The 16,051-nt window shown below is 67.0% G+C and carries 15 protein-coding genes; 3 read left to right on the top strand and 12 right to left on the bottom strand.

Going from position 1 to position 16,051, the window contains the following annotated elements; translation table 11 throughout:
• Positions 1-115 precede the first annotated feature (115 nt).
• On the bottom strand, positions 116-1,585 hold the full coding sequence (pdxR, locus tag N5B55_RS14905; RefSeq protein ID WP_304538541.1) for a MocR-like pyridoxine biosynthesis transcription factor PdxR: 1,470 nt from the start codon (positions 1,583-1,585) through the stop codon (positions 116-118).
• Between the two features lie 92 nt (positions 1,586-1,677).
• Here pdxR and N5B55_RS14900 point away from each other — a divergent pair, with 92 nt between their 5' ends.
• Positions 1,678-2,361, top strand: a complete 684-nt coding sequence (locus tag N5B55_RS14900) for a pyridoxamine 5'-phosphate oxidase family protein (protein ID WP_304538540.1) — start codon at positions 1,678-1,680, stop codon at positions 2,359-2,361.
• A gap of 574 nt (positions 2,362-2,935) precedes the next feature.
• Here N5B55_RS14900 and gspF read toward each other — a convergent pair.
• From gspF to gspG, 11 genes are all read right to left on the bottom strand, one after another.
• Positions 2,936-4,147, bottom strand: a complete 1,212-nt coding sequence (gspF, locus tag N5B55_RS14895) for a type II secretion system inner membrane protein GspF (protein ID WP_304538539.1) — start codon at positions 4,145-4,147, stop codon at positions 2,936-2,938.
• A 22-nt stretch (positions 4,148-4,169) separates the two neighbouring features.
• A complete protein-coding gene (gene gspE, locus N5B55_RS14890; protein ID WP_304538538.1) occupies positions 4,170-5,726 on the bottom strand; it encodes a type II secretion system ATPase GspE in 1,557 nt (518 codons plus the stop codon).
• A 16-nt stretch (positions 5,727-5,742) separates the two neighbouring features.
• Positions 5,743-8,160, bottom strand: a complete 2,418-nt coding sequence (gspD, locus tag N5B55_RS14885) for a type II secretion system secretin GspD (RefSeq protein ID WP_065858116.1) — start codon at positions 8,158-8,160, stop codon at positions 5,743-5,745.
• Positions 8,161-8,197: 37 nt separating this feature from the next.
• On the bottom strand, positions 8,198-9,040 hold the full coding sequence (locus tag N5B55_RS14880; RefSeq protein ID WP_304538537.1) for a type II secretion system protein N: 843 nt from the start codon (positions 9,038-9,040) through the stop codon (positions 8,198-8,200).
• A 17-nt stretch (positions 9,041-9,057) separates the two neighbouring features.
• Entirely contained in the window at positions 9,058-9,624 is a 567-nt protein-coding gene (gene gspM / locus N5B55_RS14875; RefSeq protein WP_065858112.1) for a type II secretion system protein GspM, read from the bottom strand.
• A 10-nt stretch (positions 9,625-9,634) separates the two neighbouring features.
• Positions 9,635-11,071, bottom strand: coding sequence for a type II secretion system protein GspL (gene gspL / locus N5B55_RS14870; RefSeq protein ID WP_304538536.1), 1,437 nt, complete (start codon positions 11,069-11,071; stop codon positions 9,635-9,637).
• A 161-nt stretch (positions 11,072-11,232) separates the two neighbouring features.
• Positions 11,233-12,330 (bottom strand): type II secretion system minor pseudopilin GspK, encoded by a 1,098-nt coding sequence (gspK, locus tag N5B55_RS14865; RefSeq protein ID WP_304538535.1) that lies wholly within the window; start codon positions 12,328-12,330, stop codon positions 11,233-11,235.
• 1 nt (position 12,331) lies between these two features.
• On the bottom strand, positions 12,332-13,063 hold the full coding sequence (locus N5B55_RS14860; protein ID WP_304538534.1) for a PulJ/GspJ family protein: 732 nt from the start codon (positions 13,061-13,063) through the stop codon (positions 12,332-12,334).
• A complete protein-coding gene (gene gspI / locus N5B55_RS14855; RefSeq protein ID WP_015855823.1) occupies positions 13,044-13,442 on the bottom strand; it encodes a type II secretion system minor pseudopilin GspI in 399 nt (132 codons plus the stop codon). Before gspI ends, N5B55_RS14860 begins: the two co-directional genes overlap by 20 nt.
• On the bottom strand, positions 13,439-13,933 hold the full coding sequence (locus tag N5B55_RS14850) for a GspH/FimT family pseudopilin (protein WP_015855822.1): 495 nt from the start codon (positions 13,931-13,933) through the stop codon (positions 13,439-13,441). Before N5B55_RS14850 ends, gspI begins: the two co-directional genes overlap by 4 nt.
• A gap of 23 nt (positions 13,934-13,956) precedes the next feature.
• Complete coding sequence (gspG, locus tag N5B55_RS14845; protein WP_178959480.1) at positions 13,957-14,436, bottom strand: type II secretion system major pseudopilin GspG; 480 nt, start codon at positions 14,434-14,436, stop codon at positions 13,957-13,959.
• Between the two features lie 174 nt (positions 14,437-14,610).
• On the opposite strand from gspG, the gene N5B55_RS14840 reads away from it, so the two are divergent.
• Both N5B55_RS14840 and N5B55_RS14835 read left to right on the top strand, forming a co-directional pair.
• Positions 14,611-15,294 (top strand): type II secretion system protein N, encoded by a 684-nt coding sequence (locus N5B55_RS14840; protein ID WP_304538533.1) that lies wholly within the window; start codon positions 14,611-14,613, stop codon positions 15,292-15,294.
• 138 nt (positions 15,295-15,432) lie between these two features.
• Positions 15,433-16,050: an EF-hand domain-containing protein gene (locus tag N5B55_RS14835; protein WP_304538532.1), complete on the top strand. Its 618-nt coding sequence runs from the start codon at positions 15,433-15,435 to the stop codon at positions 16,048-16,050.
• The last annotated feature ends 1 nt before the right edge of the window (position 16,051 follow it).

Raw genomic sequence — 16,051 nt, 5'->3', positions numbered from 1 at the left:
TTGGTTGTGGTGCCTGATGCACGCGTGCACGTCGTCGTGAGACGGGGTTGCACCGGTTGTGCGGTGCATGCAACGTTTGCGGCAAAGCCATGCAGCGCACGGCTGCACTGGCGAGTCAGCCCCTCACGCTTTCGATGACGTCCCGCATGCGCTTCACCAATCCGTCCATCGCTTCGGCCGGCACGTTGCCGTAACCGAGCACAAGGCCGTTGTATTGCGCCGTCAGCGTGCCCGGCAGGCAGAAGCGCGACAGCGGCCGCAACACCATTCCGTGCGCACGGGCGGCCCGGCTGACTTCGGTGTCGGGCACCGGGGCGTCGAGCCGGGCGGAAAGATGCATGCCGCCCGCGCCGCCCGATACGGTGACGATGCCATCAAGGTGGCGCTCGATCGCGGCCTGCAGCGCATCGCGGCGCTCGCCATAGAGGCGACGCATGCGCCTAAGGTGCCGCGTGAAATGTCCTGCCTCGATGAACTCGGCCAGCGCCAGCTGCTCAGCCACGCGCCCGCGCAGCATCAGCGCACCGGCCGTCTTCTTCAGAGCGGGTACCAGCGCAGGCGGCACCACCATATAGCCGAGGCGCAGTGCCGGGAACAGCATCTTGCTGAACGTGCCGAGATAGACGACCGGCGCATTCTCAGTCAGCCCCTGCACGGCGGACAGGGGCGCACCCGTGTGGCGGAACTCGCTGTCGTAGTCGTCTTCGATGATCCATGCGCCAGCAGCGCGTGCGTGCTGGATGAGCGAGAGACGGCGCTCCAGGCTCATCACCGCGCCGAGCGGATATTGGTGCGACGGCGTGATGTAGATGAGCCGGGGCGGCGTGTCGCGCCAGTCTTCTTCGCGCGGGGCGAGACCGTCCACATCGACGCTGATCGGGATCAATCGCATGTCTGCGGCCTGCAAGGCGGCGCGGGCACCGTAATAACCGGGGTTTTCGATCCACGCGGTGTCGCCTGCATCGGCCAGCGTGCGCGCGCACATGTCGAGGCTGTTCTGCGTGCCGTCGGTGATGAAAACCTGCGTCGCGTCGCAGCGCACGCCGCGCGAAACGCGCAGGTATTCCGCCACGGCCTGACGCAGGGCGACATTGCCTTCGACCGGGCCGTAGCCCATCTGCCCCGGACCGATGCGGCGCCACCCGCGCTCCATGCAGCGGCGCCATTGCGCGAGCGGAAACTCATCCAGCGCGGGCGTACCGGGCAGGAAGGGCAGCAGGTCGTCCATGCCGCCGCGCGGGCGTTCGAGGTCTTTCACGCGGCGCGAGAGCTCGGGCGCGGCTTCGGGCGCTGGCGTGGGCGTCTGCTGCAGGCCAACGCGCGCCACCACCGTGCCTTGCCGTCGGCTGAGCACGAAGCCCTCCGCGGCGAGTTGCTCGTAGGCGTAGAGCACCGAGTTGCGCGCAATGCCCAGCTCTTCGGCCAGCGTGCGCGATGGCGCCAGGCGCGTACCTTCCTCGATCTGTCCGCTCAGGATGGCGGTACGCAGGCACGCATACAGCCGTTGCTGCTGCGAAGTGCGCGTTCCGCCTTCGCCGTGCATCGATGTGCGTTCGTAGTTCGACAGCAGGACCCCGTAATCCATCGTGGCTCCAGGAATTCTGGCTTTTGTGGGTCTATGCATGGTGCCACGGTTTTTTTACCGTCGGCCTATCGATTGACGATCCGGAGCCCCACATGTCCACCACAGAGCCCACATCGCCCACCGCACGGACCCGCGTGCGCCGCGTCGCGCACCGCGGCCACTACGACCGCACCACGCTGCATGCCATCCTTGACGAGGCCTACGTCTGCCACATCGCCTTCGCCGACGATCATGGCGTGCATTGCATCCCCACCGCGTGCTGGCGCGAGGGCGGTCATCTCTACATCCACGGTTCCAACGGCAGCCGCATGCTCAGGTTGGCAGGTAGCGGCGCGCAGGTCTGCGTGACCATCACGCACCTCGATGGCCTGGTGCTGGCGCGCTCGGCGTTCAATCATTCGATGAACTATCGGTCGGCCGTTATCTATGGCGCGTTCGAAATCGTGCCGGATTCGCAGAAGCCTGCGGTGCTCGATACGTTCATGGAAGTGCTCGCGCCTGGCCGTTCGCAGCAGGCACGGCCTGGCAATGCCAAGGAACTGGCCGCCACGACCGTGCTGCGGATTCCGCTGGATGAGGCGGCGTGCAAAGTGCGCACGGGCGGGCCGAAGGATGATGCTGAAGACCTTGAGTTGCCTGTGTGGGCTGGGGTGCTGCCGATGGCGCTGTTGCCGTTGCCGCCGGTGGTGCAGGCCGCGCCTGCGGGTACACCTGACTATGTGCGGGAGTGGAGGGATAGTGCGCGGGTGCCGGTGGGGGATGTGGTGATGTCGTGATGTCGTTAGGGGGCGGGGTAGTCGTTGGTTTTGGTTTTGGTTTGGTCTTGGTGGTGCATCCCTTGTTTCATCCCCTGCCGGGGCTGACTCACTTTCTTTGTCTTGCCAAAGAAAGTAAGCAAAGAAAGGCGCGCCCGAGATGGCGACCCATCCCTTGAATTTGCGTAACCGGGCGGAGGTGGGGAAAACTCGCTTCGCTCAGACAGTTCCCCACCTTTTTTCCGCCCGCTTACGAAAATTCAAGGCGCCATCAAGGGCTCAACGTCAAAAGAAAAAGGCCCACCCGTCGCGAGGTTGGCCTTTTCTTTTGGGCTTGCGCCCCGAGGGTGTGGCTTTGTTTTTTGACTTTCCTGCCCTAGATGGCGCCTTGAATTTCTGTTGCAGGGAGGAAAAAGAGGGGAGGCTGTCTGAGCGCAGCGAGTTTGCCTCCCCTCCCTCCCTGCGACATAAATTCAAGGGGAAGTCGCCATCTCGGGCGCGCATTTCTTTTGCTTACTTTTCTTTGGCAAGACAAAGAAAAGTGAGTCGGTCCCGGAAGGGAACGAAAGGGGGGTGGACCACCAAGCCAAAAACCTCAGTGCACCAACTGATTAATCTCAATAATCGGCATCAACACCGCCAGCACAATCAACAACACCACCACACCCATCGTCAAAATCAGCGCCGGCTCCAGCAAGCCCGTGAGAAACAACGTCCGGCGCTCAAGCTCCTGCGCCTCGCCCTGCGCAGCCCGCTCCAACATCGCAGGCAGATTCCCCGTCGCTTCACCCGAGCGGATCAAATGCACCAGCACAGGCGGAAACTGATTCTGCGCTGCCAACGCCCGCGCCAGCGAAGTTCCTTCCCGCACGCGCGTGGAAGCATCTTCCACGTTGGTCTTGAGCGCAACGTTGTTCAGCGTTTCACCCGCTGCCTGCAACCCGCGCAAAATCGGCACGCCGGCACTGGTCAGAATCGCCAGCGTGCTGGCAAACCGCGCGGTGTTGTAACCGCGGACGAGCTTGCCGAACAGCGGTGCAGTCAGCAGCCACTTGTGCCACGACAGCCGCAACGCCGGTTGCTTGAGCAGATTGCGGATCAGCAAGCCCAACGCCACCAGCACGATCGCCGCCAGCCACCCCCAGTTCCGCACAAAGTCCGACAGCCACAGCATGATGATCGTGAGCGTCGGCAGCTTCTGCTTGGTGTTGGCAAACACGCTCACCACCTGCGGCACCACGTATGACAGCAGGAAGATCACGATCGCAAACGCCACCACCGTGACGATGGCGGGGTACGTGAAGGCCAGCTTGATCTTCGATGTGAGCGCGTTGCGGCTCTCGATGTAGTCGGCCAGGCGTGAAAGGACGAGGCCGAGGTTGCCGGAGTGTTCGCCCGCTGAAACGAGGGCGCGGTAGATGTCCGGAAAATCTTTCGGATGCTGCGCCAGCGCCACCGACAGCGAGCTGCCGCCCACCACCTCGGCGCGGATGGCCGCGAGCAGTTCGCCGACGTACGCGCGTTCGGCCTGATCGGCCAGCGCGGCCAGCGCTTCATCGAGCGGCAGGCCCGCCACCAGCAGACTGGCGAGCTGGCGCGTGACGAGTGCGTTTTCCTGCGCCGAGAGCCGCTTGCCGAAGCTCGACCCGCCGCGCTTGGTGGCCTGCGCGCCCAGCGCGTCGACCAGCAGCGGTGTCAGCCCGCGTGCCCTCAGCAGCGTGCGCGCCTGGCGGGCGCTGTCGGCTTCGATGACGCCCTTGTCGGTCTTGCCGGCGGCGTCGGCGGCTTCGTAACGGAAGGCTGGCATGCGCTATTCGTGTAATCGCGCCTTAGTCGCGTGTGACCCGCAGCACTTCTTCCAGCGACGTAGCGCCCGTGTCGATCCAGCGCTGGGCATCCATGCGCATGGTCTGCATGCCCTGGCCGATGGCGAACGCCTTGATCTCGGATTCAGCGGCCTGGCGGTGGATCATCGTCTGAATTTCGGGTGTGACGGTCAGCAGTTCGTAGACACCGGTCCGGCCCTGGTAGCCGGAGTTGCTGCAACGCTCGCAGCCGACGTGATGCCAGACCGATTTGCGTGCCGGTGCCGCCGGTGCCACGCCGTCTGCGATCGGCGTGCCGGCCACGGCTTCCACTTCTGCAGGCGTGAGTTCGAGCACTTCTTCGCGGCGGCAATGCACGCACAGGCGGCGTACCAGCCGCTGCGCCAGCACACCCAGCAGCGATGAAGACAGCAGGAACGGTTCGATCCCCATGTCGATCAGGCGCGTCACGGCGGAAGCGGAATCATTCGTGTGCAGCGTCGCCAGCACCAGGTGGCCCGTCAGCGAGGCCTGCACCGCAATCTGCGCGGTTTCCAGGTCGCGGATTTCCCCGATCATCACCACGTCCGGGTCCTGGCGCAGGATGGCGCGCAGCGCCTTGGCGAACGTCATGTCGATCTTCGGATTGACCTGCGTCTGGCCGATGCCGTCGAGGTCGTATTCGATCGGGTCTTCCACCGTCATGATGTTGGTGGATGCCGCGTCGAGCCGCGACAGCGCCGCATACAGCGTGGTCGTCTTGCCCGAACCCGTGGGGCCGGTGACGAGCACGATGCCGTGCGGCTGGTTGATCAGGTGGTCGAAGCGCGCCAGCGTGCCGGCGCCCATGCCGAGCTTGCCCAGGTCGAGCCGGCCGGCTTCCTTGTCGAGCAGACGCAGCACCGCGCGTTCGCCGTGGCCGGTGGGCAGGGTGCTCACGCGCACGTCAACCGGGCGACCGCCCACGCGCAGCGTGATGCGTCCGTCCTGCGGCAGGCGTTTCTCGGCAATGTCGAGCTGCGCCATGATCTTAATGCGCGAAATCAGCGCGCCGTGCAGCGCTTTCTTCGGGCGCACGACGTCGCGCAGCGTGCCGTCGACGCGAAAGCGCACGACGGATGCATTCTCGAACGGCTCGATATGGATGTCCGAGGCGCCTTCGCGCGCGGCCTGCGTGAGCAGGGCGTTGATCATGCGGATGATCGGCGCATCGTCTTCGGATTCGAGCAGGTCTTCCACGGCCGGAATGTCCTGCATCAGGCGCGACAGGTCGACTTCGCCTTCCACTTCGCCGACCACCTGGGCCGCGCTGCCGTCTTGCGCGTTGTAGGCCGCTTGCGTGGCGGTGGACAGCGCCGCCGTGCCGAGCGTCACCAGATGCAGCGCGCCGAACACGCGGCCGAGTTCAGCGAGCGCCGTGCGCGAGGTTTCAGGGCAGACCCACACTTCCAGCGTGTCGACGTCCTGGCGGGCGACGAGCAATTTCGCGTCGCGCGCAAACGCATACGGCACCAGCCGCACGGCGGACTGCGAGGGCGGCTCGAGCGTGCTGACGTCGGTGGTGGAAGCGTGCGTGGCCATGGTTCGTTGTCCGTTGTCAGCCGCCATTGCGCGGCGCGTTGCCGTCGTAGCCGCCCGAGGTGGGCGCCGCGAAGTTCTGCAGGCGCGGCTGGCTGCGCGTAGTGCCTTGCGGCATTGGCATCGGGGCACCCGGGGGCACCTGCGTGCCGGCCGGCCCCTTCGGCACGATCGACACATCGCCGTAGTTGTCAGCCGGGCGCATGGCCTCGGGCGTGGGCAGCACCGGTGTGTCCTTGTCCGACGTGGTCGGCAGCATGTTCGGCGAGACAAAGCCCTGCTGCGTGTCGCGCATGTAGTTGTAGCGGTTGTCCGACAGCGCGCCAGTGGCATCGGCCGTGCGCAGGATGATCGGGCGCAGGAACACCAGCAGGTTGGTCTTCACACGCGTCTTGTTTTCCGAGCGGAACAGCGCGCCAAGGATGGGAATGTCGCCCAGGCCCGGCACCTTCTGCTCGCCGTCCTGATAGTTGTCTTCCAGCAGCCCGCCCAACACGACGACCTGGCCGTCGTTGGCCAGCACATTGGTCTCGATCGAGCGCACGTTGGTGGTCGGGCCCTGTGTCGCATTCTGCGTGCCCGGCACCACGGCCGACGACTCCTGGAAGATCTGCATCTTCACCAGCCCGCCGTCGGTGATCTGCGGCTTGACGCGCAGCGTGATGCCGACGTCCTTGCGGTCGAACGTCTGGAACGGCGTGACCGACGCGGACGTGCCCGTCTGCGCATACGAGCCCGTGGTGATCGGCACGTTCTGGCCGATCAGGATCTTGGCTTCTTCGTTGTCGAGCGTGATCAGGTTCGGGGTCGACAACACGTTGACCGAACCGTCCGAGCCCAGCGCGGAGAGCAGCACGCCAAGGCCCGAAGCCTTGTTGAACACGCCGAACTGGCCGCCGTTCAGCTGCCCTACGTTCACGTTCGACAGCGCCGTCTGCGCCGCCGTGCTGCCGATGCCGCCCGTGGTGATGGTAGCGATGGTGCCGGCCAGCGTGAGCAGGTTGCCCGAACCCGTGCCGAAGTTGGTGCCGCCGCCGCCGTACGTATTCGGGCCGCCTGCGCCCACCATCCACTGGATGCCGAGCTGCGACGCCTTGGTAGCCGTCACCTCAACGATCATCGATTCGATATAAACCTGGGCGCGGCGCGCGTCGAGGTCGTCGATCACGGCACGCAGGTTCCGGTAGACCGGCTCGCTGGCGGTGATGATGAGCGCGTTGGTGGCCGGATCGGCCTGGATGATGCCGCCGGTGGTGGGCGTGTTGTTCTGCCCGAACGAGGCGCGGAACGAGGAGCTGCCGCTGCCCGAACCACTGCCCGATCCCGAGCCGCTGCCGTAGCTGGTGTTCTGCGTGTTCTGGTTCTGCACGTTGCTCACGCCGCCCGCCGGCTGCGAGGTGGCGCCTTGCGCGGCGCTCTGGCCGCCCGGGCCGGTCGATGCCGAGGCCGACAGCGTGGCATCGGCCGCGACGATCGCGCGCAGCGTAGTGGCCAGCTGCACCGCGTTGGCATTCTTCAGCGGCACCACCCAGATGTTGCCCGGGCGTGCATTCGGCACATCGAGCTTGGCGATCAGTTGTTTGGCCTGCGCCAGACGTGCCGCACTCGACGCACGCACCATCACGCTATTCGAACGCGGCTCGGCCACGACCGACGTACGCAGGCTCGGGTCCGACAGCGCCGCGCCGGCACCGGCCGCGCCGCCTGCACCACCGGCCGACGGATCGAGCAGCTTCTGCAGCGTGGCCGCCACGTCGATGGCCACGGCGTTCTTCAGCGGAATCAGCTCGGTCTCGCCGGCCACGGGCGTGTCGATCGACGCGATGATGCGGCCGATGCGGCGCAGGTTGTCGGCGTAATCAGTAATGACGAGCGTGTTGTTGGCCGGGTAGGCGGTGATCGTGTTGTTGGGCGCGATCATCGGGCGCAGCACCGGCACCAGGTTGTTGGCCGATTCGTGCTGCAGGCGGAAGACCTGCGTCACGACCTGTTCGCCGCCACGTGAGCCTGCCGCGCCTACGCTGGTGGGCGAGCCCTGCAGCTTGGCGTCGGCTTCCGGCACCACCTTGGTGAAACCGTTGCCCTCGACAATCGCATAGCCCTGCATGCGCAGGATCGAGCCCAGCGATTCGAGCGCCTGGGAGCGCGTCACGGGCTTTTCGGTGACGAGGTTGACGGTGCCCTTCACGCGCGGGTCAACGATGAAGTTCTTGCCGGTGGCCTGGCCGACGGCCTTGACCACCGAGTCCAGATCCGCGTTGACGAAATTCAGCGAGACCTCATCCCCCGGGTTGCCGGCGGCGCCGTTCTGGGAAGATGCCGCGCTCGGCGGGGCGGCAAAGACTGGCATCGAGCCGGCCACCATTGTTGCGCAGCATGCCAGGACGATGGCGCGAACGGTGAGTCGGGAAGAGGCGTTGTACATGGTCTCGTTCATGGTTGTCGACACGCTGGCTCGCGCGCCGGCTTGAGGATCAAAAGCGGAGTCGATGCTGCGACCCGTCGCGCGGGCCCAGCAGACTCAACAGGCCAATCAATTGCGGTTCCGACTCCGGCGTGGCACTCGCCACCCCGTCAAAATGCGCGCTGGGCCCAAGGGTGCCCTGGCCCTGCAGACTGAGCGGCCCGGCCAGCGTCGACAGCGACAACTGCATCGGCGCACCGCTCACGCCGCCAAACGACACCACGGCCTGGTAACTGCCCAGCGGCCGCACCCGGCTGAGGCTGGATGATACCTGCTCGAGCGTGACAGTCAGCGCGCCCTGGGCGGTGTTTGGTTGGTCCTTTCCACGGCCGAATTGGCCCGAGAGCGGCGTCCATTGCGCCCGCAGTCGGCCGTCCAGCTTGAGCGTGTTGAACGGGGCGCCAATGCCCTCCAGCAACGATGCGGGCAAGGCGATCGTGCCGGCCTCTGCGTCCCAATGCCCCGGCGTCACTGTCAGCGTGACGGGCTTCTTCAGCGCGCGATCGTGCGCCAGGTGCGCCCGCAGCGTGCCGGTCAGCAGCGGCAGCATGTCGATCGACCACGACAGGCGGCCCGGCAGCACGGTCGCATCGGCGCCGCCGTTGCCGGCGGTCAGCGCCAGCGTTGCGCTGCCGTGCCAGATAGTGCCCTGGCTGTCGGCCAGCAAGACACGGTGCCCCGTGGCTGCGGCGATGCGTTCTGCGGCCCACGCGGCCGGATACTGCGCCACCACGGTCAGGCCCACGGCCAGCAGCGCCACGCCGCACCACAACACGCGCCAGCCGAGGCTCGTGCGCTCGTCGGATTCGGCACGGCGGCGCAGGCGCAGCGGCGGCAGCGATTCAATCCCCATCGGCACGATCGGACCCGTCAGCGGCCCGGGGCGGCGGGGCCTTGCAGCGTCGCCGTCACGTTGACCAGGGCCGTTGCGCCCACGTATTTGATGTTCGTGTCGATCACCTTCATGCGCTGCGCCTGCCGCACCTCCTGCAGCCATTCGGCGACGGCGCCAAACGGGACCTTGTCCAGCTGCACCTGCACGCTTTCGCCCGACATCGCCATCCGCGTGGCCTTCAGCCCGTGGTTGGTGAGGCTCGCGTTGAGCGCCTGCTCCAGTTCCGCACCGCGCGGCACCGGCGCCGCGGCAATGGCCGACAGGCCGCGCGCTTCCTGGCCCAGCGTTTCCATCTCGGCGAGTTGGGTACGCATTTGCGGCAGGGCTTTCTCGATGCGGCGCTGGCCCTCGAAGGCCGGCTCCCACAGCGCGAGATAGACGATCACGAGCAACAGCACCACGCCGCCACCGGCAAGGATGCGGCGTTCACGCGGTTCGCGCTGCATCCAGAACGTCGTGGCCGCATCGCGTACCGGGTCCGGCACGCCAATGCGCGGCAGGCGGCGGGATGACGATCGGGAGGAAGAGGAGGATGTCGCCATGGAATATTCGTTATTGGGCGATGGACACCGTCCAGCGCGACCCCGGCACGGTGGCTTCAGCCCCGCGCGGCGCCTCGGCGGCATCCATGTTCAGGCCGACATTGCGGGCGGCGGTGCGCAGGCTGGCGGTGTCGGTGCCGTCCTTGAGCGTGACCGTGAGCGCGCGGCCATGGTAGTCGAGCGCGAGCAGCGCGTCGGGCGCAAGGCCGGTGGCCGCCTGGGCAAAGCGATCGGCCAGCGGCAGGAAGTCTTCCGGCGCCGATTTGCCGGCGGCCAGTCGCAGTTGTTCGACCTGGCGGCGCATCTGCGCGGGCGGGTCGAGGATCACCGGCGTATTCGGGAATGCCGTCTGCAGCTGCGCGCGCATGGCGGTATCGAGCCGCTTCTGTTCGGCGCGCAGCGTGAGCCAGCGCGCGTTCATGCCGATCAGCTGCACGACCACGATCAGCACGGCCAGCGCGATCGGCAGGCGCCAGAGGCTCCAGTCCATGCCGGCCACACCGCCGCGTGCAAAGTCGAACTGGCAGAGATCGGCTTCGCCTGAGGCGAGGGCGTCGCGGGCGCCCGCCGCCCAGGTTGACCAGTCCAGCGTGGCGGCGGTGGGGTCGGCCGACAAGCCGGGCGCCAGCTCGCGCAGTGCGGGCGAGACCATCAGCGTGGCCGGCGTGGGTGCAATCCCGAGCCAGTTGCCGACGTTGGCCGGCAGCACGCGCAGGCCGTAGCCCTCGGCGCGGCCGGTGCGTACGGTGATGTCGATGGCGACAGGCGCGTCCGGGTCGGACGGCGGTGCCGCATCGAGCGCGATGGTTGCTGGTACGACCGTTGCCACGGCTTCAGCAGCGGGCGCTTCGGCTGCAGGTGCAGGCGCATCGGCCGCGTCGAGCGACGGCTCTGCGCGTTCGCCCGCGTTTGTCGATTCCGCATGTGCGGTCGCCGCGGCAGTAGGCGTTTCAAACGGCACGCAAAGCTGTGCGGGCAGCAGATGGCAGGTGCGGTGCTTGTGGCCGGCGAAGGTATCTAGAATGAAGCGGACCCAAGCGCGGTCAGCAATCATCAGCGCGCGCGACTGCGGCTCGCGCGGCGCGCGCCAGTTGCGTGCAGGGGCATCACCCAGGCGGGGCCCAAGGGCGATATGACACTGCTGTGCATCCTGCACGAGGCGCTCTTCCACCAGGTTGGGCAGCGCCAGACGCAGTTTGGGCAGCGCCAGCGGCGGCACGTTGGCGGGCACCAGCAGCACATCGGCGGCGGGCAGCAGAAGGATCAGGCGATCGGCCGCGGGCAGCTCGTCGGTGCGCGACGTGCCTTCGCGCTGAACGCGCTGCGGCCCTTGTGCGCCTTCTTCGCGCACCAGCGCGAAGGGCACGGAGGCAAGCGCGCCCGCCGACCAGCGTTCGGGCGATTGAATGGGCCGGTGCGGCAGGCGCACGTACAGGGAGGTCGTCAAACCGCTCCTCTATTGATCTTGAGAGTGTGAATGCGAACTGCCAACGCTAGCGCCGTATTGCGCAAGACCCGCGATGCTGAAGGATGCGGATGACAATACGGCGAAGGCCAGGGTCTGTCTACAAGCGGCGCGTACGCACGTGGAGGGGTGTTGCGCCGCCGTCATGACGGAATCTCGTCGATGCGGCGGACCCAGACGATGCGGGTCGCGTTATTGTTGACTGGATCGCCACGTGAAACAAGCGCCACTTCTCCGATGCGGGCCCGCTCGTGGCGCGCCATCCCATAGACCAGAAAGTAGTGGGTCTGCACGTCCAGCAGATTGGCCGCAGCGGTGGTGTCGACCCCGGGTGCGATGCCGCGCAACTGGTTCGTGACATCGCCGATGTTGCGGAAGTAAGCGCGGTCGCGCGCCTGCACCAACGAGCGGGCGCGGTCCAGGCTCAGGTTCGGGATGACGGCGGCCAGCACTTCGGCGCTGGCCGTGTTGGCGTTGATCTGCGTGCGCGTGGGCAGCACGATCACGTAGGGGCGCAGCTTGGCGATCATGTCTGCCGTATAGCCCGGGATCGTCAGCAGGCTGGCCACGTCGTCGAGCGGTCGCGGGCCGTTGCTGTTGCCCCCGCCCCCGCCCCCGCCCCCGCCCCCGCCGCTGTCTTCGCCGCCTTGCTGGCCGCCCTGCATGCCCTCGATCGACTGAAAGCCGCCCAACATCTGCGCGAGGTACGTCGCCGTGATATTGGCCAGGCTCGGGTCGACGTTGAGCGACTGCAACAGCAGGCCGTACGCCTTGATGGCGTCCTTGTCGCGGCCGGTAATGATGGTGCGGGCGCCCAGCGTCTGCGCTTTCAGCAGGTTCATCAGATTGAAGCGCGCCTGGGCATCGAAGATGCGGCCCGACAGGTAGGACTCTTCGCCGGCCGTATCCGTGCGCAGGGAGCTGCCGAGGAAGTCCGACAGCTTGGTCTCCTGGATCGGCACGGCCCAGATTTCGCCCAGGTGGTCCACTGCCCCGGTGCGGCGCTGGTCATCGCGCAGGATCAGGCGCGCCCAGTCGATGCCCGCCCGCGCGATCCACGTGGCCTGCGCTTTCAGGCGCTGGTTTTCAACCGCGCGAATCTCCACCTGCTGACGCCACAGCATGCCCGACACGATCACCACGGCCAGCGTGACGACGAGCAGCGCAGTAATGATGGCCGCGCCGCGCTGGCGCCCGTGCTGCGGACGACGTTGAGCCGATCTACGGGAGCATCGCGCCATGTCAAAGCCCCGTCATGCAGATGCGCGTGAAGCGCTGCGGCGCGCCTTGCGGTGTCATGCGCACGAGCAATGCCAGCTCCATCGCACGCACCGAGGCGGCCGGCACCACCACGCCCGGGCTGTTGGCCGAGGGCGCCGACGCGCTGGGTGTGGAAGCCGACGGCAAGCCGGTGAGGGTGGTGGTGTTGCTGCCCGCCGGGAACAGCGCCGCCGACAGCGCGCCCGTGTTGTCCATCCAGCCGCCGGGTTCGACCCACGCGCGGGCGCTGATGCTGTCAACGTTGGCGGCAAGCAGGTAGCGCGCGGCGCCCACGCCGCCCTGGCGCAGGTTGTCCATCGCATTGCGCAGGTCGCCGCGGTTGGTGATCGGCTGGGTCTGGAGGCGTTCGAGCCGGCCGTCGACGATGCGGTAGAGCACCACTTGCCACGCGGGTGGCTGGCTGTCGTCGCGGCGGTCGCGCACCATCAGCACGCGGTTGGCGTCGACCTCCACCGGTGAGCGCGACAGCGTGTTCGGATCGGCCAGTTGGGTGCAATCGGCGTCGAACTGGGCGTAGGCCGTCTTGAGTGCCTCGATGCGTTCGTCGCGCTGGGCCAGCGCCTCGTGCGTGCGCGTCATGCTGTCCAGCCCGCGCCAAGCAATCACGGCCAGGATGGCCAGCAGCGTGATCGCCACCAGCAGCTCGAGCAGGGTGAAGCCGCGCGACGAACGGTTAGAAGACATTGCGCGCATCGTTCGGCAATAGAGTCACAAGCCAGGCCAGTCGCACCGACTTGGACGCATCCGGATAGACGGACACCTCCACGCGCCGGAACACCGGGTTCGGGGTGCTGGCGATGGTTTCTTCGCACCACAGTTGCGTATCGCCTTGCGGGCACGGAAAGCCGCGCGCGCCAGGGTCTGGGAAGACGCGAGCCAGGCGCAGGTTGGCGAGGTGGTTCTCGGCACTCCAGGTGGCGATCATGCGCGTCTGCAGAGAATCGCTGGCGGTGGTCATGCTGCCCATGGCGCGCATGGTGGCAGTGAGCGCCACGGCCACGATGGTCAGCGCCACCAGCACCTCGAGCAGGGTGAAGCCGCGCGTGCGCGTGGGACGAAGGCTGCGCGTCATTGCGTTTGCATCTCCGTCAGCACGCGGGGGCCGCCGTCGGATACCACGTCGACGCGGGAACCTTGCGAGGTCAGCGCCACGCGCCACGGCAAGCCAATCGCCTCGCGGCCGAACACCAGGCGCTGTGGGGCGCCCGGCACCGCAGCGGCACCTGCGACGATCTGTACGTTGTCCATGCCTTGGCGCCAGTGGCCCGGCGCGAGCACGTCGCGGCTGAGCACGCGCCAGCCGTTGGGCGTCGATTCGTAGAAGCGCCAGCCCTGCGCATCGCCCTCCCACGCCACGGGGCGAGATGTGAGCTGCGCTTCTTCCTGTGCCAGTTCGATCAGGCGAGCCAGCTTCTGCGCATCATCGGCCAATTGCGAGCGCGGGTTGGGCGTGGCGTTCACGGCCACCACGGCCAGCACGATGCCGATGATGACCACCACCACCAGCAACTCCAGCAGCGTAAAGCCGCGGATGTGCCGGCGGCGGCGTGGTGGGCCGAACATGGCGCGGGGGCGGCTGCGGCGGCTTAGTTGTCCCAGTTGCCGATATCGGCGTCATTGCCGGTGCCGCCGGCCTGGCCGTCGGCGCCGAAGCTGAAGACGTCCACTTCACCGCGCACGCCCGGGTTCAGATATTGGTACGGATGGCCCCACGGGTCCTTGGGCAGGCGTTCCAGATAGCCGCCGCCTTTCCAGTTGTTGGGGATCGGCTCGGTGGTCGGTTTGGTGACCAGCGCGCTGATGCCCTGCTCGGTGGTCGGGTAGCGGCCGTTGTCTAGCCGATAGAGCTTGAGCGCCTGCGAAATGGAAGCGATGTCCTGCTTGGCGGCGATGATGCGCGCCTCGTCGGGGCGGCTCATGATCTTCGGCACCACCAGCGCGGCGAGGATACCCAGGATCACCACCACCACCATGATCTCGATCAGGGTGAAGCCACGCGCCGCCCGATGGGGCAGCCGGGGGAGGGCGCGCTGGCGGAAGGAAGAGCGAAGTTGGCCTTGCATCATGGCGACAGAGTTGGCAATAAGGGAAGAGACACAGTATATCCGTGAGATATGACCTTATATTGCGCGGCGGGGTCATGCTGTGTCGGCGCTAGAGCCGCCCCTCCAAGCTGTTCACCGAACCGGCATGAAGGGCGGATAGAATCGGCGTATTCCTACGGTGCCTCGCCCCATTTCATGAACGCTCGACAGTCGTCCCGCCTGCTCAGTCTCGTACTGTTTGCTGCCCTCTGTGCGCTCCTGACGCACTGGGTGCTGACGCTGTCGTCGCTGCGCTCGCTGGGCGCGCCGCGTGAGGCCCGCGTGGCCCAAACGGATGCCCTGGAGACCGGCGCGGCCGTCACGCTCTTTGGCGGGGGCCCGCAGAACGGCCCGCGCGATGTGCAGGTGATGGGCGTGGTGGCGGATCTGGCCGATGGTTCCGGCGCCGCCATCGTGTCGGTGGACGGCGGTGCGCCGCAGGCCGTGCGCGCCGGCAGGTCGCTGTCGTCCAATCTCAAGCTGGTGGAAATCAAGGCGCGCTCGGTGGTGATCGAGCGTAATGGCGCGCGCCAGGAGATTCCGCTGCCGGCCAGCGCCGTGGCGGGCGTCTCGCCGGCCAATCGCAATGCGCCGGCCATGCCGCTGCCCCCCGCAGGTGCCGCGGCACCGCTGTCCACTCCCGCAATGCCGCCCGCACCGTCAGTTGCCAACAACCCGGCCAACACCACCATGCCGGGCGCCATGCTCCCCATCGCGCCCGCGCAGATCAACACCGGGGACGAGCCTGCCGGCCAAGGCGGCGGCATCGTCGGCCCCCGCCACCGCGCAGCAGCCGCTGCACGCAAGGGGGACACCCCCCAACCGGGCGCCGACCAATAGGCCGGGCGCGGCTCGCCGTGCGTTTGCGGGCGCATATTACAGGGCATGTCATCGGGGTAACAGCGTGTAAAAGCCGGCAACGCGCCGGGATCGTCGGGTTCTAATCCGCTACACAGTCCATGTGAAAAGGAGCTGACCATGACCAACAAGCGTGCTGTACAAGCCTTCCTCGCCACCTCGGCCCTGTTTCTCGCCATGTCGGGCATGAACGCCCGGGCCCAGGATGCCAGTGCCCCCGCTGCCAGCGCACAAGCGCCGGCCGCCGCCACGGCGCCGGCTGCGCCGCAGAGCGACGCCCGCGCCGGCAAGCCGGGCCACCACGGTGGCTTCCAGGCCATCGATACAAATGGCGACGGCCAGATCTCGCGCGACGAGGCCAAGGGCCACGCCTGGCTCGAGAAGAACTTTGACCAGATCGATACCAACCACGACGGCCAACTCAGCAAGGATGAACTGGCCGCCTGGCACAAAGCCCACAAGGGCGAGATGCACGAAAAGATGGCGCAGCGCTTCGACGCCAGGTTCAAGGCAGCCGACAAGGACAACGACGGCAGCCTGACCAAGGAGGAAGCGCAGGCCGGCATGCCGCGTCTGGCCAAGAATTTCGACCAGATCGACGCCAACCATGACGGCAAGATCACCGAAGACGAGATCCGCGCCTACATGAAGGCCCGTCACGACGCCCGCAAGGCGCAGATGAATACCCCGGCGGCGGCAGCCATGCCGGGCGGCCCGTCGGCGACCAAGGGCGAGTAAC

The sequence above is a fragment of the Ralstonia pickettii genome (assembly GCF_030582395.1).
In the GTDB taxonomy this organism is placed as follows: domain Bacteria; phylum Pseudomonadota; class Gammaproteobacteria; order Burkholderiales; family Burkholderiaceae; genus Ralstonia; species Ralstonia pickettii_D.
This window is presented reverse-complemented; position numbering and strand designations above follow the sequence as displayed.